The 24,624-nt window shown below is 49.1% G+C and carries 25 protein-coding genes; 12 read left to right on the top strand and 13 right to left on the bottom strand.

Going from position 1 to position 24,624, the window contains the following annotated elements; translation table 11 throughout:
• Positions 1 to 34 precede the first annotated feature (34 nt).
• Positions 35 to 94 (bottom strand): protein YpfM, encoded by a 60-nt coding sequence (gene ypfM, locus EDF88_RS12755; protein WP_087867655.1) that lies wholly within the window; start codon positions 92 to 94, stop codon positions 35 to 37.
• A 411-nt stretch (positions 95 to 505) separates the two neighbouring features.
• On the opposite strand from ypfM, the gene EDF88_RS12750 reads away from it, so the two are divergent.
• From EDF88_RS12750 to EDF88_RS12740, 3 genes are all read left to right on the top strand, one after another.
• Positions 506 to 862, top strand: coding sequence for an ArsC family reductase (locus EDF88_RS12750; RefSeq protein WP_064512967.1), 357 nt, complete (start codon positions 506 to 508; stop codon positions 860 to 862).
• Positions 863 to 866: 4 nt separating this feature from the next.
• Positions 867 to 1,994, top strand: a complete 1,128-nt coding sequence (gene dapE / locus EDF88_RS12745; RefSeq protein WP_134185002.1) for a succinyl-diaminopimelate desuccinylase — start codon at positions 867 to 869, stop codon at positions 1,992 to 1,994.
• A gap of 160 nt (positions 1,995 to 2,154) precedes the next feature.
• Positions 2,155 to 2,346: a YpfN family protein gene (locus tag EDF88_RS12740; RefSeq protein WP_034459091.1), complete on the top strand. Its 192-nt coding sequence runs from the start codon at positions 2,155 to 2,157 to the stop codon at positions 2,344 to 2,346.
• Between the two features lie 95 nt (positions 2,347 to 2,441).
• On the opposite strand, the gene EDF88_RS12735 is transcribed toward EDF88_RS12740, so the two are convergent.
• Positions 2,442 to 2,960: a phosphoribosyltransferase family protein gene (locus EDF88_RS12735; protein WP_208326142.1), complete on the bottom strand. Its 519-nt coding sequence runs from the start codon at positions 2,958 to 2,960 to the stop codon at positions 2,442 to 2,444.
• A gap of 319 nt (positions 2,961 to 3,279) precedes the next feature.
• Between EDF88_RS12735 and EDF88_RS12730 the strand changes: the two genes are divergently transcribed.
• Positions 3,280 to 4,080 carry an HAD family hydrolase gene (locus tag EDF88_RS12730; protein WP_134185000.1) on the top strand — a complete coding sequence of 267 codons (801 nt, stop codon included), beginning with the start codon at positions 3,280 to 3,282 and terminating at the stop codon, positions 4,078 to 4,080.
• A 62-nt stretch (positions 4,081 to 4,142) separates the two neighbouring features.
• On the opposite strand, the gene EDF88_RS12725 is transcribed toward EDF88_RS12730, so the two are convergent.
• The 7 genes from EDF88_RS12725 to dapA all read right to left on the bottom strand — a co-directional run bounded on the left by EDF88_RS12725 (position 4,143) and on the right by dapA (position 11,700).
• Positions 4,143 to 4,907: a DeoR/GlpR family DNA-binding transcription regulator gene (locus tag EDF88_RS12725; RefSeq protein ID WP_064512971.1), complete on the bottom strand. Its 765-nt coding sequence runs from the start codon at positions 4,905 to 4,907 to the stop codon at positions 4,143 to 4,145.
• A gap of 152 nt (positions 4,908 to 5,059) precedes the next feature.
• Positions 5,060 to 5,758 carry an esterase gene (gene ypfH / locus EDF88_RS12720; protein ID WP_134184998.1) on the bottom strand — a complete coding sequence of 233 codons (699 nt, stop codon included), beginning with the start codon at positions 5,756 to 5,758 and terminating at the stop codon, positions 5,060 to 5,062.
• A gap of 74 nt (positions 5,759 to 5,832) precedes the next feature.
• On the bottom strand, positions 5,833 to 7,848 hold the full coding sequence (locus EDF88_RS12715) for a GNAT family N-acetyltransferase (RefSeq protein WP_166671973.1): 2,016 nt from the start codon (positions 7,846 to 7,848) through the stop codon (positions 5,833 to 5,835).
• Positions 7,849 to 7,872: 24 nt separating this feature from the next.
• A complete protein-coding gene (locus EDF88_RS12710; RefSeq protein WP_134184996.1) occupies positions 7,873 to 8,751 on the bottom strand; it encodes a neutral zinc metallopeptidase in 879 nt (292 codons plus the stop codon).
• A gap of 197 nt (positions 8,752 to 8,948) precedes the next feature.
• Positions 8,949 to 9,662, bottom strand: a complete 714-nt coding sequence (purC, locus tag EDF88_RS12705; protein WP_034459103.1) for a phosphoribosylaminoimidazolesuccinocarboxamide synthase — start codon at positions 9,660 to 9,662, stop codon at positions 8,949 to 8,951.
• A 108-nt stretch (positions 9,663 to 9,770) separates the two neighbouring features.
• A complete protein-coding gene (gene bamC, locus EDF88_RS12700) occupies positions 9,771 to 10,805 on the bottom strand; it encodes an outer membrane protein assembly factor BamC (protein WP_064512979.1) in 1,035 nt (344 codons plus the stop codon).
• 16 nt (positions 10,806 to 10,821) lie between these two features.
• Entirely contained in the window at positions 10,822 to 11,700 is an 879-nt protein-coding gene (dapA, locus tag EDF88_RS12695; RefSeq protein WP_034459109.1) for a 4-hydroxy-tetrahydrodipicolinate synthase, read from the bottom strand.
• A gap of 145 nt (positions 11,701 to 11,845) precedes the next feature.
• Between dapA and EDF88_RS12690 the strand changes: the two genes are divergently transcribed.
• Positions 11,846 to 12,403, top strand: a complete 558-nt coding sequence (locus tag EDF88_RS12690) for a glycine cleavage system transcriptional repressor (protein ID WP_064512981.1) — start codon at positions 11,846 to 11,848, stop codon at positions 12,401 to 12,403.
• Between the two features lie 14 nt (positions 12,404 to 12,417).
• Entirely contained in the window at positions 12,418 to 12,888 is a 471-nt protein-coding gene (bcp, locus tag EDF88_RS12685) for a thioredoxin-dependent thiol peroxidase (RefSeq protein WP_064512983.1), read from the top strand.
• 54 nt (positions 12,889 to 12,942) lie between these two features.
• On the opposite strand, the gene EDF88_RS12680 is transcribed toward bcp, so the two are convergent.
• Complete coding sequence (locus EDF88_RS12680) at positions 12,943 to 14,013, bottom strand: AI-2E family transporter (protein ID WP_064512984.1); 1,071 nt, start codon at positions 14,011 to 14,013, stop codon at positions 12,943 to 12,945.
• A 211-nt stretch (positions 14,014 to 14,224) separates the two neighbouring features.
• Here EDF88_RS12680 and bepA point away from each other — a divergent pair, with 211 nt between their 5' ends.
• Complete coding sequence (bepA, locus tag EDF88_RS12675) at positions 14,225 to 15,688, top strand: beta-barrel assembly-enhancing protease (protein ID WP_134184994.1); 1,464 nt, start codon at positions 14,225 to 14,227, stop codon at positions 15,686 to 15,688.
• A gap of 11 nt (positions 15,689 to 15,699) precedes the next feature.
• The gene (gene arsC, locus EDF88_RS12670; RefSeq protein WP_134184992.1) at positions 15,700 to 16,059 is read left to right on the top strand and encodes an arsenate reductase (glutaredoxin); all 360 of its coding nucleotides are present in this window, start codon (positions 15,700 to 15,702) and stop codon (positions 16,057 to 16,059) included.
• 37 nt (positions 16,060 to 16,096) lie between these two features.
• On the opposite strand, the gene EDF88_RS12665 is transcribed toward arsC, so the two are convergent.
• The 3 genes from EDF88_RS12665 to upp all read right to left on the bottom strand — a co-directional run bounded on the left by EDF88_RS12665 (position 16,097) and on the right by upp (position 18,894).
• The gene (locus tag EDF88_RS12665) at positions 16,097 to 16,798 is read right to left on the bottom strand and encodes a DnaA inactivator Hda (protein WP_226812157.1); all 702 of its coding nucleotides are present in this window, start codon (positions 16,796 to 16,798) and stop codon (positions 16,097 to 16,099) included.
• A 99-nt stretch (positions 16,799 to 16,897) separates the two neighbouring features.
• On the bottom strand, positions 16,898 to 18,184 hold the full coding sequence (gene uraA / locus EDF88_RS12660; protein WP_064512992.1) for a uracil permease: 1,287 nt from the start codon (positions 18,182 to 18,184) through the stop codon (positions 16,898 to 16,900).
• An 83-nt stretch (positions 18,185 to 18,267) separates the two neighbouring features.
• Positions 18,268 to 18,894 carry a uracil phosphoribosyltransferase gene (upp, locus tag EDF88_RS12655; protein ID WP_034459132.1) on the bottom strand — a complete coding sequence of 209 codons (627 nt, stop codon included), beginning with the start codon at positions 18,892 to 18,894 and terminating at the stop codon, positions 18,268 to 18,270.
• A 214-nt stretch (positions 18,895 to 19,108) separates the two neighbouring features.
• On the opposite strand from upp, the gene purM reads away from it, so the two are divergent.
• The 4 genes from purM to ppx all read left to right on the top strand — a co-directional run bounded on the left by purM (position 19,109) and on the right by ppx (position 24,599).
• The gene (purM, locus tag EDF88_RS12650; protein WP_134184988.1) at positions 19,109 to 20,146 is read left to right on the top strand and encodes a phosphoribosylformylglycinamidine cyclo-ligase; all 1,038 of its coding nucleotides are present in this window, start codon (positions 19,109 to 19,111) and stop codon (positions 20,144 to 20,146) included.
• Complete coding sequence (gene purN, locus EDF88_RS12645; protein ID WP_134184986.1) at positions 20,146 to 20,787, top strand: phosphoribosylglycinamide formyltransferase; 642 nt, start codon at positions 20,146 to 20,148, stop codon at positions 20,785 to 20,787. The genes purM and purN overlap by 1 nt, the downstream gene beginning before the upstream one ends.
• 169 nt (positions 20,788 to 20,956) lie before the next feature.
• Positions 20,957 to 23,017 (top strand): polyphosphate kinase 1, encoded by a 2,061-nt coding sequence (gene ppk1, locus EDF88_RS12640; RefSeq protein WP_134184983.1) that lies wholly within the window; start codon positions 20,957 to 20,959, stop codon positions 23,015 to 23,017.
• Positions 23,018 to 23,057: 40 nt separating this feature from the next.
• A complete protein-coding gene (gene ppx / locus EDF88_RS12635; protein WP_134184981.1) occupies positions 23,058 to 24,599 on the top strand; it encodes an exopolyphosphatase in 1,542 nt (513 codons plus the stop codon).
• Positions 24,600 to 24,624: the final 25 nt, after the last annotated feature.

Genomic DNA, 24,624 nt, shown 5'->3' with positions numbered 1-24,624 from the left:
ATCATGTTCCCATTGTATTTTTTACCCGGTTAGATCATTTACGAAGCATATCTTCAATGAAATCTTTCCAGTTCCCTAGTTCGTGCTCAATCATAACCGCCTCTCTTATAATTGCTTTAATTATACGTAATCCCTTCCATGGAGTGAAGCGGCATTACTTTGCAGCTTCACTGGCTATCTATCATCAAATATTGAGAGTCGACTGCGTATGGACTTAATTATTAGCTCAATAGGTATTTAATAATGTGACGAAACACTTGAAATAAAATGTTTCAGTTACTCCGCAGCTCTGCAAGCCACGAAAATCGGACTTTTCGTAGCACTCAAAGACTCTGAGCACTCTCAATGCCAAACGGCGATAAATTAATCAAAGCAGAAAAAGAATCTCTATTACCTAACTTTTAGATTAGCAATTGAGTTATATTTTTCCTTGCAACTTTTTTATCATTTTATTTATTCTAAATTGCTGCATAAATAATCACTGCCAAAAATAAGGATTTAACCCGTGATAATTCTCTACGGTATTAAAAACTGCGACACCATCAAGAAAGCACGCCGCTGGTTGGATACTCAAGGTGTGGAATATCAATTCCATGACTATCGTGTAGATGGGTTAGATGCCGAATTATTGAATAGTTTTATTGCCGAGTTAGGCTGGGAAGCCTTGTTGAATACGCGCGGGACGACCTGGAGAAAGCTCGATGAAGCTCATCGCGCAAGTATTACTGACGCCGAAACTGCAGCAGCGCTAATGCTTGAAATGCCAGCAATCATCAAACGCCCATTGCTCTACGCGCCCGGTCAGCCTATGCTGCTGGGTTTCAATGAATCGAACTATCAGCAGTTTATCAACGAGGTATAGAGCTATGTCTTGCCCGGTTATTGAGCTGACGCAACAGCTTATCCGCCGCCCTTCTCTGAGCCCTGACGACGCTGGCTGCCAGGCGCTGATGATTGAGCGACTACGTGCCATTGGTTTTACTATCGAGCACATGGATTTTGGCGACACGCAAAACTTCTGGGCATGGCGAGGAAAAGGCGAAACGCTGGCGTTTGCTGGCCATACCGACGTCGTGCCTTCAGGTGATGCCGACCGCTGGATTAACCCACCGTTTGAACCGACTATCCGTGATGGCATGCTCTTTGGTCGTGGTGCTGCAGATATGAAAGGGTCGCTAGCCGCGATGGTGGTTGCAGCAGAACGTTTTGTGGCACAGAACCCGCGCCATAAAGGCCGCCTTGCATTTCTTATCACGTCTGATGAAGAAGCCAGTGCCAAAAATGGCACTGTTAAAGTCGTCGAAACATTAATGGCGCGCCATGAAAGACTCGATTACTGCCTGGTTGGTGAACCTTCCAGCACTGAAGTTGTAGGCGATGTAGTAAAAAACGGCCGCCGTGGCTCACTGACCTGTAACCTCACCGTTCACGGTGTACAGGGGCACGTTGCTTACCCGCATCTGGCTGATAACCCAGTTCATCGCGCAGCGCCAATGCTCAATGAGCTGGTCACTATCGAATGGGACAAAGGCAATGAGTTCTTCCCGGCGACCAGCATGCAGATTGCCAACGTTCAGGCCGGCACCGGCAGTAACAATGTTATCCCAGGCGATCTCTACGTGCAGTTCAACTTCCGCTTCAGCACGGAGCTGACTGACGAAGATATTAAACAACGCGTGATTGCCCTGCTCGATAAGTATGAGTTGCGTTACACCCTCGACTGGTGGCTCTCGGGCCAACCGTTCCTTACATCACGCGGGAAGCTGGTGGATGCGGTAGTGAATGCAGTTGAGCACTATAATGAGATTAGACCGCAACTGTTGACCACCGGCGGCACATCCGATGGGCGCTTTATCGCACGCATGGGGGCGCAGGTGGTGGAACTTGGGCCAGTGAACGCGACTATTCATAAGATAAATGAGTGTGTTAACGCCGCTGACCTGCAAATGTTGGCCCGTATGTATCAACGCATTATGGAGCAGCTTGTCGCCTGACAGGTCGCAATTAACATTAATCATAGCCAGATTAATTGGTGTTGTGGCACGGCAGCCATGGAGCTTATCCCGATGAGCTTACTTGAGTAATTGATTCGGGTAAGTGAGTGCAGCAAACGCCGCCACAACGTCAATTAACAAGGCGAAAGAGGTTATACGCATGGAATGGCTATCGCATTATTGGTGGATCATCGTACTGGTGCTGCTTCTGGGCATTTTCCTTAATGTAATTAAGGATCTGAAGCGTATTGATCCGAAGAAATATATGGCGAATAAACCTGAGCTTCCTCCTCATCGTGACTTTAACGATAAGTGGGATGACGAAGACGATTTCCCAAAGAAAAAGCCTTAACTAACAAATGAGCGGGGAAATCCCCGCTTTTCAGACTACCGAACCCTTCGCTTTTCTGGCATTCAGGCCAGTGTCTAAAGGCAAGCAGTCAAAATTTAACGTTTTAATTTGGCTACATAAGGCAGATTTCTGTACTTATTTTCCCATGGCATGCCATATCCAATTAATAAGTCATCATTTTCCATCTCATATGCATAATATTGTCTGACGGGGATATCTACTCGACACGGTTTGACAAAAAGAACAGCAACGCTGATCGATTTAGGCGTGTGGTTTTCTAAGATAAATTGAACAAGGCGCTTCATCGTTCCGCCTGACTCAATGGCATCATCAATGATGATGACATCCCGACCGCTGATATCGATATTCTGATGGAAAACTATCGCTGAGTTATTATTCCTGTCGCCTGGCGTATGCGGGCAGGCAATATAATCCATATTAATATCAAAATTTAACTGCCGGGTCAGGTCAGCAGTGAAGAGGATCCCGCCCGGTACAACCGTAATAATGACAGCGTCATTAAAATGCTGATTGAGTTGTGCAGCAACTTTTGTCACACCCTCGGCAATAGCCGATTCACTAATTATAATTTCGCCAACATGTTCATGTTTCATAGAAATTTCTCTTTAGTTATCAGAGTAATCAACAGATTCAGAATTCGTTAAAACCCTTACTGGCCAGACTCGTTACCGCCGGCAAGATCCTGCCCCTCATACCTCAAACAGCGTATATTCTGAAAACAAATCTATCACAAACTATCACCGTAGCAATTTTTTAGCTCTAAATATTGCACAAAAACACACTAACGAGCATCATCGAGCAACATTAAACCACCATTAAGTGTGCGTAATGTCGCACAAATCAACATGCTTTGTGCGATTCGAATATCACCTGACGTCGTCAAACACTCCACCACATAGAGGCTCTGACCTGATGATTAAACTTATTATTACTGACCTGGATGGCACATTTCTAAATAGTAACGGAGATTATGACAGGGCGTTATTCATGGAAGTCAGCGCAATAATGGCCGAAAAGGGTGTTCACTTCGCAGCCTGTACCGGAAAACAGTGCGACAGGGTTGAGGAGTTGTTTGGAGACTACAGCAGGAACCTGTGGATTGTGGGAGACAGTGCAACCCGAATCAAATACGACGGGAAATTTGTTTATCAGTCACTGATCAAAAATGAGTTGGGCTTACGCATCATTAATACCCTTCAGGAAGTTAATTCTCAACATGTCATCATCGCCTGTACTTCGGAGGGGGCAGTGATCCGCGCCGACCTTGCGCAAAGGCTGAAGGATAAGATACGAAATTCGTATTCCAGTATGGTTGAAGTAGACGACCTGGGCGCGCTGACATCTGATTTTGTTAAAATTACAGTGTATGACGAGGAAGGTAACTGCCCACAGACCCGGCCTCACCTGTCCACTTTCGAAAATGAAGTTTACATTGTGGTGTCAGAAGCGGCATGGATTGATATTGCGGACTATGGTGTTCACAAAGGAACCACCATACAAAAGCTCCAGGAACTGCTTGGTGTCAGTAAGCACGAAACCATGGCTTTCGGCGATGGCTACAACGATATTGAGTTGCTCGCAATGGCCGAATACAGTTTTGCAATGCGCAATGCCTTCGAGGAAACCAAGGCGGTTGCAAATTTTATCACTGGATACAATGACGCAAATGCAGTCCAGGAAACGATCAAACGGATGTTGGCTCTTCAGTCCTAACGTCTGCTTGCGCAAACCATCAGTGAAGGTTCATTCCAGCCTTCACTGAGGTAGATATGTGGCTAATCAACAATCTCGATGCGAAGATTTTCGCTACTGAAATCCTGCATTCGGGTTTCACGGCTCACCACGACAATATCAATAGCATCACAGGTAGCAACTTTATATCTCGCCACCTGACACATCTTATCTGCAATGACAGCGGCAATAACTTCGTTACTCTGAGCGATGACTTCTTTTTTAAAACAGGCATCTTCATAGTATACGGCTGTGAGCCCAGCCTGTGGGTCGAGGCCACAAACACCGATAAACGTCTGGTCAAAAATCATATTACGGACCTGGTTTACGGTATCTAAACCCAGAGTGCTCCCTGTTTTGGGACTCACTTTTCCTCCCAACAGAATCAACTCCCCTGACTGTCTACTGCTTAATGCAGAGGCAATTTGTGGCGAATTTGTCACGATGGTAAGTTCAAACGACTCAGGGATAAAATCCACCATCGCCAGATACGTTGAACCAGCGTCGATGAAAATACAGGTATCCGGCTTTATCAACTCAGCGCATCGTCTGGCTACATCTGACTTTTCAGAAACACTTTGCGCCACACGGGTTTCAAAGCTCGCTGATTTCTGAAGCTGACTGACAGCCCCTCCGTAGACTTTTTTACATAAACCTTTGCGAGCCAGAACCTGAAGATCACGGCGAATAGTATGTTCTGAAACACCGAGTTGGCGGGCAATGTCGGCGCCAATCACCCTGCCAGTTTCAGTAAGCATTTGATGGATAAGATCCTGCCGCTGCTCAGGGAAAGCATCATAATCGATCACAAAAAACCTCAATCAAACACAATATTGCATGAAGCATAACATGGATGAATTATCTCAGCAGGAACGTGCTGTTCTGGTGTGCCCATAGAATCCTGCTGTGTTCAAAATACAGAAGGAGTCTATGAGTTGGGAGCTTCACTCAGACCGGGGGGTCAAAGAAACTCGACAATATCATCGTCGTTTGGCTTACCGCCGCTGAGAGCCTCATCGAAATAGTGCTTCGGCACGGTATAACGCAGGTGATCGAGCGCAATCTGAATGCTGCGCTCATCAATTGCATGGCCCAAATCGTCAATCACATCCAGCGTCACATCACCGCCCAGTTGCATTAACTGTTCTTGAGCATCAAAGGCATGCTTCACATCAATCACTTTATCAACGTCACCATGAATCAAATGAATAGTGGTTGAAGTTGAGGCACTTTGCGGAAGTTGTGCATAACGGCCATTAAAAGCTACCACGCGTGAAGCCAGTTCTGACTGTGCTTTCACTCCCTCAAGCGCCATGATCGCCCCTTGCGAGAAACCAATCAGAGCTGTGGCATTCGCAGGAACGCCACTGTCTTTTTGCAAGTCACGCACCACCTGGACAAATGTTGGCATGATGGCATCAACTCGTGCCTGGCGGTTTTCTTCCGTGACTCCCGCAACGGAAAACCACTCACGGCCTTGATACGGGCCGTTGGGTGCCGGGCCACCTACGCTGACCACCAGCGCGTCGGGGAAATGTGGCGCAAACCAGCTACCAATTTCCCCCATTGCTACCGGATTATCGCCAACACCATGAAATAACAGAATCAGTTGCTTAGCCGGGGTGGCAGGGCTTTGAACTACAAAATGGTCGTGTTTCATGGTGTTCTCCTTTAGTTTCTGGAGATGACTATACGCCGGGATTCCATGATGACCATACCGTTTGACTGAACGAGTTAGTGGAAAAATTGCAATTGCAAAAGCGTATTTTTCAGCTCAATGCACTGTTGCTCATCAAGTTTTTCCAGCGCCTTTTGCACTTCCTGCCGCATCGCAATTAACAATGCTTTGCGTCCGGACATGCGTAATTGCTGGCAAAGAAACTCAACACTTAAACGCTGTTGTACCCGGCCACGTAGTGCGTTAAGGGGTAAATCGCTGGTGAGCAACAAACGGTTCAGAGAGCCCAGACAGGCCTCCACAGGGCGATGTCCAAAGGCAAATCCTGCCAACTCCAGCCAGTCATCACTGTTTAGCGCAGCCTTTTCATCAGGAATAACAGGTAAGGATTGGTCAATCCACGGTTGCAGCCACTTAATATCGCGCTGTAGCCTCTGCTGCTCATGGCCAGTCAAAGCTTCACCTTGCTCGGTTAACGGCAATAACGCCATCGCCGTATAGCAGCCACTGCTGGCCTCCCGGTGACTACCTACGCGCACCAACCGGAAGCCACAGCTTTCCCAAAAGCGCCATAACTCGTTAGTAAAACCAAAACTCACCGAAAGATAATCAGCAACAAACATTGCATGATCTTTCACTTTGGCAATCATCTGTTGGCCGCTTTGCTGACGCTGGCGCAGAGGATGCACAGCAATACGGCTGACGCGCAATCCTTTAAGTGTCGCAGCTAATGGACTACCGCCATGTGCTGCCAACGATTGCGCCACTAAATTACCACGTGGACGCCGAAATCCGGCCCACACCGCTCGACTGAGATCCTCATGAAGCCCACCCTCCTCCACAAGCCAGGTTGCTCCAATCGTTTCTCCACGACTGATTGCAGCAATAAAATGCTGCCCCGGAGCATCCAGCATTCGACGCCAGTCCAGTGGTGAAGTGCGGTAATGCGCGCCAGAAAGTAAGCGGTACATCTGTTGTAGTTGTTGCGATGGTTGTAACTCGCTGTCGCGTTCAATGACCTGCAAAGAAATCGTACCTTGCGGGGCTGTCGTTATGTCGATTTCATCAAATAGCAAAACCGCGTCGATTAACTTTTCCAGCGGATCATTTGCAGCCCAACGGATGGGTGTTGAAAGAGTGTAGCGCGTCAGTGCGTCGAGACTGGCGCAGAACTTGAGTACAAACCCGCGCCCTGTCCCTTCATAACCCTGAACCGTGGTGGTGAGTAAAGCCCGCGGGAAATGGGATATTAGTTGGCGTAGCTGGGGTGCCGGAAGCGCTGCGGCTTCATCAATGATGAGCCAGTCGGCCTGAAATGCATCGGGGTTGGCAAGCAGTGCGTCAGGTGCGACAAAATTGAAACGCTCGCCTGCATGCTCAGCGAGCACATCCGTCGCCGCTTTTCCCGGAGCGGTTACCAGCCCTTTGACTGGAATCCTTTGCAATAACATCCCCGCCAGCGCAGATTTACCACGCCCGCGGGGAGCAGTCACCACCGCAACGCCCGCAGGCATATTCAAAAGCTTATCCAGAATAGCGGCCTGCTCTGCAAAAGGTGCACCATTGGCTGCATGCCATTGTGGACGTGGCGAGAAAGCAGGGATTTGCAGCGGCTGATACTGCTGCCAAAGCACGCATTCGCTATCTGCACTGATACAGTGCTGTAGATGAGCGATAAAATGCGGAGTAGGAATCGCTTCCGGCTGCTCACTCCAGCGGCTTGAATCGCAATCGGGCTGCATCGGCCAATTGTCCCAGTCGGGAACCAGCAGAACCAACCAACTGCCCGCTTTAAGCGTTCCCGCGAGGGCTGCCAGCGCTTCAGCATCAAGCCCTTCTCTTGCATCAAAGACCGCATGGAGAAACTCACGGCCCAATAGAGTGCGCATTGCCGACGTTGCACAATGAAGCGGCAATTCCGGGGCTGCACCAACCCATAGCCAGTCACCGGGTAATTGCCGGGTAAGAGATTGTACTTGCTGACTACTCCAGGTTTTCTCACCCGCCATGATAATCATACGGCGAATACCAGCATCAGCCATACTGGCGGTTGCTTGCCTTAGCTGCTCCATGGCTTGCGTCCTTGTCACATCTCGTTATTTGGCGGTATTACCGAAGGTATTGCACTGCGCCGGGTCACCGCTATCGAAACCGCGTTTGAACCAGGTATAGCGCTGTTCTGAAGTACCATGGGTGAAGCTGTCGGGAACAACGCGTCCCTGACTCTGTTGTTGCAGTTTATCATCGCCAATCGCTTCAGCTGCATTCAACGCTTCCTGCAAATCTCCGGCATCCAACACTTCTTGTTTTTGCATGCTGTTGCCCCAGACACCCGCGAAGCAATCGGCCTGCAATTCCATTTTTACAGAAAGACGATTGCCCTCCGCCTGGCTTACACCCTGCTGGAGCTGGCGGACTTTAGGTTCAATCCCTAACAATTTCTGCACGTGGTGGCCGACTTCATGAGCAATGACGTAGCCTTGAGCGAAATCACCATCAGCGCCCAGTTTGCTTTTCATTTCATCGTAGAAAGAGAGATCGATATACACCGTGCTGTCAGCCGGGCAGTAGAAAGGCCCCATGATTGACTGACCTGTGCCACAGCCAGTACGTGTACTGCCACGGTACATCACCAGTTTTGGTGGTTGATAAGTGCGCCCCATCTTCTGGAAAACTTCTCCCCAGGAGTCCTCGGTCGTTGCCAGAATAACCCGGGTAAATTTAGCGGCCTCATCATCGTTAGGGCTAATGGATCGTTGCGTAGATTGCTGTTGCGGAACGGGCTGCCCACCGAGCATTGAAGTGAGATCGACACCATAATAGCTCGCCACAACGACCACTATTAATAAGATGATACCGCCTTTACCGCCAGGTAAGCGGAATCCACCACCGCCGCCGCCCCCGAAGCTTGGGCCAGAAGAGTTGTTTCGTCTGTCTTCAACATTGTCGCTTTCGCGACGACCTTGCCAGCGCATAGTCGACCTCATTATTCATAACTTGTAATAAGTAGATCGTAGGTGGTTAATTCCAGGATTACCATAGGAAACAAGATGTGAAAAAGCCGGATGTAAAACACATCCGGCTTTAAAGGAAATCTTGCTGTAATACCTAAAATAATTCGAGTTGCAGTAATGCGGCTACGCCACTGCAGCTCGAAGTATGACGGGTAAACTTAGTCTAATTGAACGCCAAGACGACGAGCGACTTCTTCATAAGCTTCAATCAGGCCACCAAGGCTCTGGCGGAAACGGTCTTTGTCCATCTTGTCGAGGGTTTCTTTGTCCCAAAGACGGCTACCGTCTGGGGAAAACTCATCACCCAGTACAACCTCGCCGTTGAACAAACCAAATTCCAGCTTGAAATCGACCAGGATCAGACCCGCGTCATCAAACAGTTTGCTCAGAACATCGTTAGCTTTGTAGCTTAACTCACGCATACGAGCCAAATTCTCTTTGTTCACCCATCCAAAGGTTTCACAGTAAGATTCGTTGACCATCGGGTCATGCATCGCATCGTTTTTCAGGAACAGGTCAAACAGCGGTGGATTTAGCTCAATGCCTTCTTCAATACCGAGGCGTTTAACCAGTGAGCCCGCCGCGCGGTTACGAATTACACACTCAACCGGCACCATATCCAGCTTTTTCACCAGCACTTCGTTGTCGGAGAGCAGAGCTTCCATTTGCGTAGGAATGCCCGCCTCTTCCAGTTTAGTCATAATGAAATGGTTGAACTTATTGTTCACCATGCCTTTACGGTCAAACTGTTCAATACGAGCACCGTCTCCTGCTGAAGTATCATTGCGGAATTCGAGCACCAACAGATCCGGATTTTCCGTGCTGTATACGGTTTTCGCTTTGCCACGATACAACTCAGCTTGCTTTTGCATCTTTCTTACTCCAGGTGTGATTTAACTAAAAATTCCGCTATCTGTGTCTACGCACACGTTTGCGTAGCCTAACAGAAAAAAGGCCAGAGAGCTCTGGCCTTTAAAATGTTACTTGCTGAATGCTGCCTGGAATGCAGCTACCAGAGCATCGTTCTGAGACTGCGTCAGCGTGTGACCTTTCGGATCGATGAACTGCAGACTACTGCGGTTATCGAGGTCGCCCACTTGCAGTTTATAATCGCCACTGGACAGACCCGGGTCTTTCGCCCCTAAATCTTGCCATGCGCTGTCAGACAATGGTTTGTAAGTTACAGCCATGCTGCCTGTTGAACGCGTAGAGTCGGTGACTTTCATGCCCACTTTCTCAAGCGTTGCCGGTAAACGGTTCCATACGACGTTGAATGGACCACGCACCACCAGCATTGGCAGGCCAGTGTCGTCAGCGGCACTTTGAACATCAAGCTGCGTTGCTGCACGACTTTCTTTCGCGTTTTGCAGATCGGTCTGGGTTTTATCCAGTGCCGCACTGATGCTGTTAAGCATTTCTGCACTATAACGTTGCATAGATGCCGCATCAGAAATTGGCTTGCCAGCCTGTTCCAGATTCAGCAGCTTAACCACCACAGCTTGTTGATAGCCCTGAGGTTTCACACTGATTTGATAGCGCCCACGGTACTGCTGATCTTCATCAGCACGGTTCCATTGGACCCAGTCAGTGGTCAGCGTTTGGCTTGCGTCATCACGTTTATCAATACCGTAATTTTTCGCCTGTACAGCGCTTACGACCTGTGGCCACAGCGTTGCACTACGCGCACTTTCAACCATCAGAGTTGCGGTGTCCCCAGTAAACTGAGTACGTGCGCCACTGACCAATGCCAGAGGTTGAGCCGGCGGACGGATATCCAGCTGTTTGCCTACTGCGCCGCTGCCGTTGGTGACCGGAATATTGTATTCACCATTCTGCACCGGGAGGATCATCCCCGCCGGGGAGTGGATTTCCGCGAGGGGTGCTGCATCCAGATAGGATTCATCACCACTAACCTGGCGCTTATAACGCTGGTCGGTGCTACATGCTGCTAACAGCATGGCTAACGAAACCACTGCAACTTTCGCCACCGTCGACTTCTGTACTGAGTAAGCCATCAAATCTCCCTAAACTTTACAGCAAACCGGCATGCTTGAGCGCGCTAACAATCACCGGACGACTGGCTTCAGTCAGCGGTGTCATTGGCAGGCGTAAGGTATCGGTCGCCACAAGTCCCAACTCTCTACAAGCCCATTTGACCGGGATAGGATTGGGTTCAACAAATAATTTATTGTGCAGCGGCATCAAACGTTCGTTGATAACGCGCGCTTGCGCATATTGCCCATTGGCGGCCAGTTTACACACTTCTGCCATTTCTCGCGCGGCTACGTTTGCCGTCACAGAAATCACACCGTGGCCACCCAATTGCATAAAGTCCAGCGCACTCGCGTCATCGCCGCTAACCAGGATGAAGTCATCTTCAACCAGCTCTTTGATCTGGTTTACTCGTGTTAAGTTCCCGGTAGCTTCTTTGATACCAATAATATTTTTAATCTTCGCCAAACGGCCTACTGTTTCAGGCAGCATGTCGCAACCGGTACGAGATGGCACATTGTACAGCATCTGCGGCAGGTCGGTGCTTCCGGCGATAGCTTTGAAGTGCTGATATAGCCCTTCCTGGGTTGGGCGGTTGTAGTATGGCGTTACCGTCAGGCAGCCCACAATTCCGCTGTTTTCAAAACGCTTTGTCAGCGAGATAGCTTCAGAGGTGGCATTCGCGCCAGTCCCTGCGATAACCGGAATACGGCCATCGGCCAGTTCCAGCGTCATCAGTACCACATCACCGTGCTCGTCATGGCTCAACGTAGCAGACTCTCCGGTAGTACCTACCGAGACAATCGCCGAGGTCCCGCTGGCGACATGGTAATCAATCAGTTTTTTCAGGCTTGACCGGCAGACATTACCTTTCTCATCCATCGGCGTCACAAGCGCGACAATACTTCCAGTGAACATTGGCCATCCTCTGTGCTAACAAGTGTCTCAATGGTACGTTTGGTGCAGGATCAAAAGCAAGTCACCAGGTGACGCTACACGGTTGTACGCAACTTTTTTTTATGCTTTCCTTATGATATCTCACCGATTCACAGGAAGAACACGTTTGACACTCTCACCACACCATTATTTGGTCATTACGGCCCTTGGGGCGGACAGACCTGGTATTGTTAATACCATCACCCGCCATGTGAGCAGTTGCGGCTGTAATATTGAAGACAGTCGCCTCGCTATGCTCGGTGAAGAGTTCACGTTTATCATGCTGCTTTCTGGCAGTTGGAATGCCATAACCCTGATTGAATCAACGCTACCGCTGAAAGGTGCTGAGCTCGATTTATTAATCGTTATGAAACGTACAGCCGCGCAAGAGCGCCCGGCAATGCCAGCAACAGTCTGGGTACAGGTAGAAGTCACCGACTCGCCTCATTTAATCGAGCGTTTCACCCATCTGTTTGATGCCCATCACATGAATATTGCGGAATTGAGTTCTCGTACCCAGCCGGCTCAGGATGGCAATCCACCCCAGCTGTATATTCAGATAACAGCTCATAGTCCGGCAGGTCAGGATGCGAATGTTATCGAAGATGAATTCAAGGTCCTCTGTACAGAACTTAAAGCACAAGGCAGTATTAACGTTGTGAATTATCCACAGCAAGATGATTAAGACGGAGAGTTGTAATGAGCCCACTGAAAGCCGGTGATAGCGCACCGAAATTTAGCTTGCCTGATCAAGACGGCGAGCAAATAAATTTAACCGACTTCCAGGGACAGCGCGTTCTGGTTTATTTCTATCCTAAAGCGATGACGCCAGGCTGCACCGTGCAAGCATGTGGCTTGCGCGACAACATGGATGCGTTGAAAAAAAGCGGTGTGGAAGTGCTGGGTATTAGCACCGACAAACCAGAGAAACTTTCACGTTTTGCTGAAAAAGAGTTACTGAACTTCACCCTGCTTTCTGATGAAGACCATCAGGTCTGCGAGCAATTTGGGGTGTGGGGCGAGAAATCTTTTATGGGCAAAACCTACGATGGCATCCACCGTATTAGCTTCCTGCTAGATGGTGAAGGGAAAGTTGAAAAAGTGTTTGATGATTTCAAAACCAGCAACCATCACGACATTGTGGTGAACTGGCTGAAAGAAAACGCTTAATAGCTACGCTAAAAATATTAAAAAAGCCGACTTCACGTCGGCTTTTTACTTTCTCTAATTTAGCTTATCGTCTATCAACACACTATCCGGCCAGGCATGCACCACCGCTTTAATCAGCGTAGCAAGTGGAATCGCGAAGAAGACGCCCCAGAATCCCCACAACCCGCCAAAAATCACAACTGACAGAATAATCACCAACGGATGCAAATTCACCGCTTCAGAGAATAACACCGGTACGAGCAAGTTACCGTCCAGCGCCTGAATGATGAGATACACCGCGAAAAGCGTCCAGAATTCAGGGCCAATGCCAAACTGGAATAACGCCACGCATACTACCGGGATTGTCACGACAAACGCGCCAATATATGGAATCAGCACAGAGAATCCGACCAGCACTGCCAGTAGCAGAGAGTAGTTCAAGCCAAAAATCACAAAACCAATATAGGTCACCACACCCACAACCAGCATTTCCAGCACTTTGCCGCGAATGTAGTTCGTAATTTGCTGATTCATCTCCAGCCATACCTGCCCCGCAAGCCCACGGTTTCGAGGTAAAACCCGGCGAACAGCATTAAGCATCTGTTCTTTGTCTTTGACGAGGAAGAACACCATCAGCGGCACTAGCACCAGATAAATTGCCAGCGTTAACAGCCCAACTAATGAAGCCAGTGAATATTTCACCACTTGATCGCCCATCCCCATCATGCGCCCACGCATGTTCTCGGCGATGGCATCAATGATGCCTGCATCAACCAGTGCCGGATAACGTCTTGGCAGTGTGGCGGCATAATCAGAAAGTTTATTCAGCATTCCCGGCATGTCACGTATCAGATAGATACCTTGTTGCCAGGCAACTGGCGCAACTACCAGGACCATCAGCAGCAAAATGCCGACAAACAGCACCAATACAATCGTTGCAGCCCAGGTTCGTGAACATCCGATACGCTGAAGCCGTGCGGTTGGCCACTCCAGTAAATAAGCCAGCACAATCGCCACCAATAGCGGCGCTAACAGTCCGTGGAAGAAGAATAGAATGACAAATCCTGCAACCAGAATGACTAGCAGTGCGATAGCCTCCGGATCGCTAAACCGTCGTCGATACCATTGCAACAACATTTCAAGCATACATCCCTTCCCTGACAGTATTGTGCGAGGAGAGATTGTATCTAAATGTCACTGTAAAGACTTTGCTTTTTATGTCTGTTCAATGGCGGTTTAAAATTGTCGCAGATAAGATAGGTCTCAGTCATGCGGTGGGCTACAGTTCATCTTTGTATGCGAACAAATTCACGTAATACATGTCGAAGATTAACTTTGATTAAACAGGACAGGACGTATGTTCAAGCAGTTGAAAAAATCGCTGGTTGCAACACTGATGGCAGCTTTGCTTGCGGGTCCAGTAACTCCAGCCTTTGCGGACGTTAGCGACCAACTGCCAGATATGGGAACTTCAGCAGGTAATACTCTGTCAATTGGCCAGGAAATGCAGATGGGCGACTTTTATGTTCGTCAACTGCGAGGCAGCGCCCCATTAATCAATGACCCTTTGCTCGTGCAGTACATCAACAAACTGGGTATGCGTCTGGTTAGCCATGCCAACTCCGTTAAGACCCCTTTCCATTTCTTTCTGATCAATAACGACGAAATCAACGCCTTTGCTTTCTTCGGCGGCAATGTGGTGCTGCACTCGGCGCTATTTCGTTATGCCGATAATGAAAGCCAACTCGCCTCGGTTATGGCGCACGAAATCTCTCACGTCACACAACGTCACCTGGCGCGAGCCATGGAAGATCAGAAAAAAAATGCTCCACTAACCTGGGTGGGTGCATTAGGTTCTATTTTACTGGCGATGGCCAGCCCTCAAGCGGGTATGGCAGCGTTAAGCGGAACACTCGCCGGTACACAACAGGGCATGATCAGCTTCACGCAACAAAACGAGCAGGAAGCAGACCGTATCGGTATTCAGGTGTTGCAGCGCTCCGGTTTCGATCCACAAGCGATGCCAACCTTCCTTGAGAAACTGCTCGACCAGTCGCGTTATTCATCTCGCCCACCAGAAATTTTGCTCACCCACCCATTACCTGAAAGCCGTTTAGCAGATGCACGCAACCGAGCCAACCAAATGCGGCCGGTGGTGACACAATCTTCAGAAGATTTTTACATGGCAAAAGCCCGTACGTTGGGTATGTACAACTCCGGACGTAACCAACTAACCAGTGATTTATTGGATAGCTGGTCTAAGGGAAATATTCGCGAACAGCACGCAGCGGCATATGGTCGTGCGCTTCAGGCGATGGGTGGTAATAAATGGGATGAAGCCCGTAAGCTTTTACAACCACTGCTTACCGCACAACCTACAAATGTGTGGTATCTCGATTTATCTACCGATATTGACCTTGGGCAAAATAAATTCGCGGACGCTATCAATCGACTGAAAAACGCGCCTGATTTGAAACAGAACCCGGTGTTACAGCTTAACCTTGCCAACGCCTATGTTCAGGCAAAACAGCCAGAGCAGGCGGCAGCAATTCTCAATCGTTATACCTTCACTCACCCTGATGATAGCAATGCCTGGGATTTGTTAGCGCAAACCGAGGCTGACTTAGGCAATCGTGATCAAGAGCTCGCTGCACGCGCAGAGGTGATGGCACTCGTTGGGCGTCTTGACCAGGCTATTTCGCTGCTCAGTAGTGCCAGCGCTCAAGTGAAATTGGGTAGCTTGCAGCAAGCCCGTTATGATGCGCGAATCGATCAGTTCCGCGAACTGCAAAAACGCTTCCTTCCGTATTCTAAGATGTAACAGGAGTTACGATGTCTACAGCCGTTTCTATTTATCACAATCCGCGCTGCTCTAAGAGCCGTGAAACGTTAAGCCTGCTAAAAGCAAATGGCGTAGAACCCGAAGTGGTGCTGTACCTGGAAACTCCTCCGGATGCGGCAACCATCAAAATGTTGCTCAGCCAATTGGGTTTTGCCAGTGCACGCGAGTTAATGCGTCAGAAAGAGGATTTGTACAAGGAGTTGAATCTGGCAGATAGTGCATTAAGCGAAGAGCAATTGATTCAGGCGATGGTCGAAAATCCAAAGCTAATTGAGCGTCCGATAGTGCTGGCTAATGGCCAAGCCCGTATTGGCCGCCCGCCTGAGTCGGTGCTAGAAATTTTGTATTGATAATGGCGGATGCCGCGCTGTGTATCCGCCAAACGAATTAAAGACTCAGAATCTCTTTCACAAACGGGATCGTCAGTTTACGTTGCGCCGTGATAGAAGCATGATCCAGCTGATCGAGCGTCATAAACAGCGTACGCATTTCGCGATCCAAACGTTTTAACAGGAAGCGGCCCACATCTTCTGGCAGTTCAAAACCGCGCAGTCGTGAACGCAGTTGCAGGGCCTGAAGTTTGTCTTCGTCGGAAAGCGGTTGCAGCTTATATATTTGGCCCCAGTCAAGGCGCGATGCGAGGTCGGGAAGTTGCAAATTGAGCTGGCGCGGAGGACGATCGCCGGTAATCAGCAGACGGGTTTTTCCTGATTCAAGGATGCGGTTATAGAGATTAAAAATCGCCATTTCCCACAGTTCGTCGCCCGCTACACACTCGATATTGTCGATACACACAAGCGAAAGCTGTTCCATACCGTCCAATACTTCCGGGACAAACCAGGTGCGCTTATCAAGCGGCACGTAGCCAACAGCTTCGCCACGTTGTGACAGTTCCGCACAGGCGGCATGCAGCAAATGGCTGCGCCCTCCTCCCTCTCGCGACCAGAAATAGATATATCCGCTGTGATCCTGACGGAGCACGGACTGGAGTGCGGCGAGTAAAGAAGGGTTATCACCCGGCCAGAAACTCGCAAAAGTTTCGTCATCAGGCAAATAGAGTGGCAGTGATAGCTGTGCCGGCGTATTCAGAATTACCTCAACCATAACAGGCAGAAAAACGCAGAGAGTCTAACACAGAAATGAGGATCAATAGAACCGGGCGAACGCGCCGCCCGGCTTGAGGAAAAACTACGAATTTACGTCGTTTTCTTTAGCATCCAGCACCACTTCTTCCGGACGCAGCACACTGATAAGTTTAAAGATCAGGCTCAGACCTACGCCTACGATAGTCGCTAGCGCCATCCCTTTTATCTCAGCAGCACCAATGTGCACTTTTGCGCCACTCACCCCGATGATCAAGATAACGGAGGTCAGGATCAGGTTTTGAGTTTTGTTGTAATCGACTTTTGATTCGATCAGCACTCGAATACCGGATGCGCCGATCACGCCGTACAGCAGCAGAGAAACACCACCAATCACTGGAACCGGGATAATCTGGATCGCTGCGGCAAGTTTGCCTACGCAGGAAAGCAGAATCGCCAGAATCGCCGCGCCACCAATAACCCAGGTGGAATAAACACGAGTTATCGCCATAACGCCGATGTTCTCACCATAAGTGGTGTTTGGCGTCGAACCAAAGAAACCGGAGAAAATCGTCGAAATGCCGTTGGCAAACATGGAACGATGCAGGCCTGGGTCACGAAGCAAATCTTTCTTAACAATGTTTGCCGTTACCACCAGGTGACCAACGTGTTCCGCAATAACGACCAACGCCGCAGGCAGAATAGTTAAGATGGCAAACCACTCAAAACGCGGGGTATAGAAGGTTGGCAGTGCAAACCAGTGCGCGTTAATAATTGGTGTGACATCAACCACACCCATGGCGAAGGAGAGTGCATAACCCACCAGCACACCGATAAGAATCGGGATAATCGCCAGGAAGCCACGGAACAGAACTGAACCAAAGATGGTTACCCCAAGCGTAACCAGCGAAATAATGATTGTGGTTGAGTCAGGAGAAGTGCCATCAGCAGGTAGAAGACCGGCCATATTCGCAGCCACACCCGCCAGTTCAAGACCGATAACTGCCACAATCGCGCCCATCGCCGCTGGAGGGAACATCACATCCAGCCAGCCAGTACCGGCCTTTTTGACAATCAACGCCACGATACAGAACAACACGCCACACATGATAAACCCGCCCAACGCCACTTCATAACCCAGCGGCAGAAGCAGCAGCACAGGTGAAATAAACGCAAAGCTCGAACCGAGATAAGCCGGGATTTTACCTTTACAGATAAAGAGATACAGCAGTGTCCCAATCCCGTTAAACAGCAGCACCGTCGCCGGGTTAATGTGGAACAGGATTGGTACCAGAACGGTGGCACCAAACATCGCGAACAGATGTTGCAAACTTAACGGTATCGTTTGCAGCAGGGGTGGTCTTTCGCTCACTCCAATGGCGCGGCGTGTCATTGTGTTTTCCTCTGAGTATTGTTTTTAGAAATAACGGCTCGAACAAATCAAAAAAAAGCCGACTTTCGAAGTCGGCTCAATTTTTACTTAGTACCAAATATTTTGTCCCCGGCATCGCCGAGGCCCGGAATAATGTATCCGTGCTCGTTCAGACCCTGATCGATAGAAGCGGTGAACAGCTCTACGTCCGGGTGCGCTTTTTCCAGCGCGGCGATACCTTCAGGTGCTGCGACCAGAACCAACACTTTGATGCTGGTGCAACCGGCATTTTTCAGCAGGTCGATGGTCGCAATCATAGAACCGCCGGTTGCCAGCATAGGGTCAACCACCAGCGCCATACGTTCTTCAATGTTAGAAACAAGTTTCTGGAAGTAAGGAACTGGCTCCAGAGTTTCTTCATTACGGTAGATACCAACAACACTGATACGCGCACTTGGAACGTTTTCCAGCACGCCTTCCATCATGCCCAGACCGGCACGCAGAATTGGCACAACGGTAATCTTCTTACCTTTGATTTGATCAATCTCTACCGGGCCGTTCCAGCCTTCGATAGTGACTTTTTCAGTTTCCAGATCCGCCGTGGCTTCGTAAGTCAGCAAGCTGCCAACTTCTGAGGCGAGTTCACGAAAGCGTTTGGTGCTGATGTCGTTCTCACGCATCAGACCTAGCTTGTGTTTGACGAGTGGGTGTTTGACTTCCACGATCTTCATACTCTTTCTCCCAGAGATAGTTGGCCAGCACAAAAAAAATCGCCGGATTATACCGCTTTTTTAACACCGCGCCACCGCTTCGAGATCAACCAGGGTGAAATGAGTATATATCAACAATAATTGCATCCCGCTAAATAAGAGGCTCGCAAACGTTTGCCTGCACTGTTAGAATTGCGGCGTTTTTTATTTCTAACCCATCCGCGGGGACTAAGCAGTGACCGACAAAACCTCTCTTAGCTATAAAGATGCCGGTGTTGATATTGATGCTGGTAACGCTCTGGTCGATAAAATCAAAGGTGTAGTGAAAAAGACTCGCCGCCCGGAAGTCATGGGTGGGCTGGGCGGTTTCGGTGCGTTGTGCGCGTTACCTCAAAAGTATCGTGAGCCTGTGCTGGTTTCTGGCACCGACGGTGTGGGTACTAAATTACGTCTGGCGATGGATTTAAAGCGCCACGACAGTATCGGCATCGATCTGGTCGCGATGTGTGTGAATGACCTGATTGTTCAAGGTGCTGAGCCGCTGTTTTTCCTTGATTATTATGCAACTGGCAAACTTGAAGTCGAAACGGCTGCGAGCGTTATTTCTGGTATTGCCGAAGGTTGTCTGCAATCTGGCTGTGCATTAGTTGGCGGTGAAACGGCTGAAATGCCTGGCATGTACCATGGCGAAGATTACGACGTTGCTGGCTTCTGTGTTGGCGTGGTCGAGAAATCTGAAATCATCGATGGTTCTAAAGTCACCGACGGTGATGTGCTGATTGCCCTGGCATCAAGTGGCCCGCATTCCAACGGTTATTCTTTGGTTCGTAAAGTGCTGGAAGTGAGCGGTACTGACCCGCTAACTACAGAGCTTGAAGGTAAACCGCTGGCAGATCATTTACTGGAACCGACTCGCATTTATGTGAAGTCCATTCTGGAATTGATTGAAAATGTTGACGTTCATGCGATTGCACACCTGACCGGTGGTGGTTTCTGGGAAAATATCCCTCGCGTTCTGCCAGACAACACACAGGCGATTATTGCTGAATCTTCATGGCAGTGGCCTGCGGTATTCAACTGGTTGCAAAAAGCCGGCAATATCAGCCGTCACGAAATGTACCGCACCTTTAACTGCGGTGTCGGCATGCTGATTGCCCTGCCTGCGTCAGAAGCTGAAAAAGCGATAGAATTTTTGAACGCAAAAGGTGAAAACGCCTGGAAAATCGGTAGTATCAAAGCTTCTGATTCCTCCGAGCGCGTGGTTATTGAGTAATGAGACGTATAGTGGTGCTAATTTCCGGAAACGGAAGCAATCTTCAGGCAATTATCGATGCCTGTAAGCTGAAAAAGATTAATGCCACCGTGGCGGCTGTATTCAGTAATAAAACCGATGCCTTTGGCCTGGAACGTGCGCGTGAAGCAGAAATTCCTGCTCACGCGTTAACGGCTAGCCAATTCGCTGATCGCGCTGCGTTCGATCGTGAGTTAATACTTGAGATTGACGCCTACGCGCCGGATCTGGTGGTGCTAGCCGGTTATATGCGCATTCTTAGCCCGGAGTTTGTCGGTCATTACGCAGGGAGACTGATAAACATCCACCCTTCTCTGCTGCCAAAATATCCCGGTCTCAATACTCATAGTCAGGTGTTGGAAAACGGCGACGAGGTGCATGGAACATCCGTGCATTTTGTCACTGAAGAACTCGACGGTGGGCCGGTTATTCTGCAGGCCAAAGTACCGGTTTTTGAAGGTGATGATGAAGAAGACATCACCGCCCGCGTACAGAATCAGGAACACGCTATTTATCCGCTAGTTGTCTCCTGGTTTGTCGAAGGACGCCTGGAAATGCGTGAAAATAGCGCCTGGCTGGATGGCAACAAATTGCCACCGCAGGGTCATGCTGCAGACGAATAAAACTTAGGGGCTACGGCCCCTTTTTCACGCCTCCACCCTACAACGCTTACTAAACTTCATCATGATTTGTCATACTTTACGACCATCGTTGGACATTCCACGGCAAAGCTCGCCATAATGACAAACGTGACGGCATTTTAACGTCCACGAAAACGGAGTGTGAGGGCTAATGGGTCAGGATAAGCTGTATATCGAAAAAGAACTGAGCTGGTTATCTTTTAACGAACGTGTGCTCCAGGAAGCAGCGGATAAAATTAACCCGCTGATTGAGAGAATGCGTTTTCTCGGCATCTATTCGAATAACCTTGATGAATTTTACAAAGTTCGTTTCGCCGAGCTAAAACGGCGCATTCTGATCAGCGAAGAACAAGGTACGGCTCCTAACTCGCGCCATTTACTCAACAAAATTCAGGCGCGTGTTCTAAAGGCCGATCAAGAGTTTGATGGGCTGTATAACGATCTGCTGCTGGAAATGGCGCGTAATCAGATCTTCTTGATCAATGAACGCCAGCTTTCCCCGAATCAGCAAAACTGGCTGCGACATTACTTTAAACACTATTTGCGCCAGCACATCACACCGATCCTGATTAACCACGACACCGATCTGGTGCAGTTTCTTAAAGATGACTACACCTATCTCGCCGTAGAGATCATTCGTGGCGATGACATTCGCTACGCGCTGCTAGAAATTCCATCAGATAAAGTACCGCGCTTTGTTAATTTGCCGCCGGAAGCACCACGCCGCCGCAAACCGATGATCCTGCTAGATAACATTTTGCGTTATTGCCTGGACGATATTTTCAAAGGCTTCTTCGATTACGATTCCTTGAACGCCTACTCAATGAAAATGACCCGCGACGCAGAATACGATCTGGTAACGGAAATGGAATCGAGCTTGCTGGAACTGATGTCATCAAGCCTGAAACAGCGTTTGACAGCTGAGCCGGTGCGTTTTGTGTATCAGCGTGATATGCCTGATGCGATGGTTGAAATGCTGCGTAACAAACTGACCATCACCAATTACGATTCCATCGTACCGGGTGGTCGCTACCATAACTTCAAAGATTTCATTAATTTTCCTAACGTCGGCAAAGCCAATTTAGTGAACAAGCCGATGCCGCGTTTGCGCCATATATGGTTCGATAAATTCCGTAACGGCTTTGATGCAATCCGCAACCGCGACGTGCTGCTCTACTATCCGTATCACACCTTTGAGCACGTGCTGGAATTGTTGCGCCAGGCGTCGTTCGACCCGAGCGTGCTGGCGATTAAAATCAATATTTATCGCGTGGCGAAAGACTCTCGTATTATCGAATCAATGATTCACGCCGCGCACAATGGCAAGAAAGTCACCGTGGTGGTTGAGCTGCAAGCGCGATTTGACGAAGAAGCCAATATTCACTGGGCGAAACGCCTGACCGAAGCGGGCGTGCACGTTATCTTCTCAGCCCCTGGCCTGAAGATTCACGCCAAATTATTCCTGATTTCTCGTAAAGAGGGTGAAGAGGTGGTGCGTTATGCCCACATCGGTACCGGTAACTTTAACGAGAAAACTGCACGGCTTTATACCGACTATTCGTTACTGACCTGCGATGCGCGCATCACCAACGAAGTACGCCGCGTATTTAACTTTATCGAAAACCCTTATCGCCCGGTGACATTCGAACATCTGATGGTTTCACCACAGAACTCACGCCGCCTGCTTTACGATTTGGTCGATAAAGAAATTGCTAATGCACAAAATGGCGAGCCGTCTGGCATCACGCTGAAACTGAATAACCTGGTCGATAAAGGGCTGGTAGACCGCCTGTATGCGGCTTCTAGCTCAGGTGTAAAAGTTAATCTGCTGATCCGTGGCATGTGCTCGCTTATCCCCAATTTGGACGGTATTAGCGACAATATTCGCGTAATCAGTATTGTTGACCGCTATCTCGAGCACGATCGCGTATATGTGTTTGAAAATGGCGGCGACAAAAAAGTGTTTCTTTCCTCTGCCGACTGGATGACGCGCAACATTGATTATCGCATCGAGGTGGCCGTTGCTATTCTCGACCCGCGCCTGAAACAACGGGTGCTGGATATCATTGAAATACTGTTCAGTGATACGGTAAAAGCGCGCTACATCGACAAAGAACTGAGTAATCGTTATGTGCCGCGCGGCAACCGCCGTAAGGTACGGTCGCAACTGGCGATTTACGATTACATTAAATCTCTTGAACAACCTGAATAATGCACCATGTCGACTATAAAACTATGTTGATGACAAAAACATGCCGATAAAAAAACATGCTCCACGGCCGCAAGAGTTCGCAGCGGTAGACCTTGGCTCGAACAGTTTCCACATGGTTATCGCGCGTGTGGTAGATGGCGCAATGCAAATCATTGGTCGTCTGAAACAACGTGTCCATTTAGCCGATGGTCTGAATGCTGAGAACGAGTTAAGCGAAGAAGCGATAGAGCGTGGGCTGTCGTGCCTTGCGTTATTTGCTGAACGTCTTCAGGGGTTCTCCGCGGAAAACGTCTGTATCGTGGGTACTCACAGTTTACGCCTGGCCGTAAATGCCGCAGAGTTCCTTAAGCGCGCCGAACAGGTTATCCCCTACCCGATTGAAATTATTTCAGGTAACGAAGAAGCGCGTCTGATTTTCATGGGTGTAGAACATACCCAGCCGGAAAAAGGCCGCAAACTGGTTATTGATATTGGTGGTGGCTCAACCGAACTGGTAATTGGTGAGGATTTCGAGCCAATGCTGGTCGAAAGCCGCCGCATGGGTTGTGTGAGCTTCGCACAAAACTTCTTCCCAAAAGGGAATATCAACCCGGAAAACTTTAAACGCGCTCGCCTCGCAGCTGTGCAGAAGCTGGAAAACCTCTCCTGGCAGTACCGCTTACAGGGCTGGAATGTTGCGATGGGGGCCTCTGGCACCATCAAAGCGGCGCATGAAGTGCTGGTCAACATGGGTGAAAAGGACGGGATTATCACCCCTGAACGCCTGGAAATGCTGCGTGATGAAGTGCTGAAGTATAAGAGTTTCAGCACTATGAGCCTGCCGGGATTATCGGAGGAACGTAAAGCCGTGTTTGTACCAGGCCTTGCGATTCTCTGTGGTGTTTTCGACTCGCTGGCAATTCGAGAGTTACGTCTGTCTGACGGAGCTCTGCGCGAAGGTGTTCTGTATGAAATGGAGGGTCGTTTCCGCCATCAGGATATTCGTATTCGCACCGCGCAAAGTCTGGCAAACCAGTACAATATCGACAGTGATCAGGCTAAACGTGTACTGACAACGACTGAGCATATCTATCAACAGTGGGAAGTACAAAACCCAAAACAAGCTAATCCGCAAATGGCCGCCCTGTTGAAATGGTCAGCGATGTTGCACGAGGTTGGACTGAATATTAACCATAGTGGGCTACATCGCCACTCGGCTTATATCCTGCAACACAGCAACTTGCCTGGCTTTAATCAAGAGCAACAAATGCTCATCTCTTCGCTGGTGCGCTATCACCGCAAAGCGGTAAAAATCGATGACCTGCCACGATTTACGCTGTTTAAGAAAAAGCAGTTCCTACCGCTAATTCAAATTCTGCGCCTGGGCGTGTTACTGAATAATCAACGTCAGGCAACAACCACTCCGCCGACATTGGTGTTAGAAACTGATGAGCACAAATGGACACTGCGTTTCCCACATGACTGGTTCAGCCTGAACACTTTGGTATTGCTCGATTTAGAGCGCGAACAGCAGTATTGGGATAACACACCAGGCTGGAAGCTTAAGATTGAAGAAGAAGCTAGCCCGAACACCACCGCCTGATTATTTACTCAACCAAACGCCCATC

The organism is Buttiauxella sp. BIGb0552 (assembly GCF_004366275.1).
Taxonomy (GTDB): Bacteria; Pseudomonadota; Gammaproteobacteria; order Enterobacterales; family Enterobacteriaceae; genus Buttiauxella; species Buttiauxella gaviniae.
This window is presented reverse-complemented; position numbering and strand designations above follow the sequence as displayed.

Coding starts and splice junctions, on each gene's coding strand:
- dapE (WP_134185002.1), top strand. CDS start 867: ATGTCTTGCCCGGTTATTGAGCTGACGCAACAGCTTATCCGCCGCCCT.
- EDF88_RS12740 (WP_034459091.1), top strand. CDS start 2,155: ATGGAATGGCTATCGCATTATTGGTGGATCATCGTACTGGTGCTGCTT.
- EDF88_RS12735 (WP_208326142.1), bottom strand. CDS start 2,960: ATGAAACATGAACATGTTGGCGAAATTATAATTAGTGAATCGGCTATT.
- EDF88_RS12730 (WP_134185000.1), top strand. CDS start 3,280: ATGATTAAACTTATTATTACTGACCTGGATGGCACATTTCTAAATAGT.
- ypfH (WP_134184998.1), bottom strand. CDS start 5,758: ATGAAACACGACCATTTTGTAGTTCAAAGCCCTGCCACCCCGGCTAAG.
- EDF88_RS12715 (WP_166671973.1), bottom strand. CDS start 7,848: ATGGAGCAGCTAAGGCAAGCAACCGCCAGTATGGCTGATGCTGGTATT.
- EDF88_RS12710 (WP_134184996.1), bottom strand. CDS start 8,751: ATGCGCTGGCAAGGTCGTCGCGAAAGCGACAATGTTGAAGACAGACGA.
- purC (WP_034459103.1), bottom strand. CDS start 9,662: ATGCAAAAGCAAGCTGAGTTGTATCGTGGCAAAGCGAAAACCGTATAC.
- bamC (WP_064512979.1), bottom strand. CDS start 10,805: ATGGCTTACTCAGTACAGAAGTCGACGGTGGCGAAAGTTGCAGTGGTT.
- dapA (WP_034459109.1), bottom strand. CDS start 11,700: ATGTTCACTGGAAGTATTGTCGCGCTTGTGACGCCGATGGATGAGAAA.
- bcp (WP_064512983.1), top strand. CDS start 12,418: ATGAGCCCACTGAAAGCCGGTGATAGCGCACCGAAATTTAGCTTGCCT.
- EDF88_RS12680 (WP_064512984.1), bottom strand. CDS start 14,013: ATGCTTGAAATGTTGTTGCAATGGTATCGACGACGGTTTAGCGATCCG.
- bepA (WP_134184994.1), top strand. CDS start 14,225: ATGTTCAAGCAGTTGAAAAAATCGCTGGTTGCAACACTGATGGCAGCT.
- arsC (WP_134184992.1), top strand. CDS start 15,700: ATGTCTACAGCCGTTTCTATTTATCACAATCCGCGCTGCTCTAAGAGC.
- uraA (WP_064512992.1), bottom strand. CDS start 18,184: ATGACACGCCGCGCCATTGGAGTGAGCGAAAGACCACCCCTGCTGCAA.
- upp (WP_034459132.1), bottom strand. CDS start 18,894: ATGAAGATCGTGGAAGTCAAACACCCACTCGTCAAACACAAGCTAGGT.
- purN (WP_134184986.1), top strand. CDS start 20,146: ATGAGACGTATAGTGGTGCTAATTTCCGGAAACGGAAGCAATCTTCAG.
- ppk1 (WP_134184983.1), top strand. CDS start 20,957: ATGGGTCAGGATAAGCTGTATATCGAAAAAGAACTGAGCTGGTTATCT.
- ppx (WP_134184981.1), top strand. CDS start 23,058: ATGCCGATAAAAAAACATGCTCCACGGCCGCAAGAGTTCGCAGCGGTA.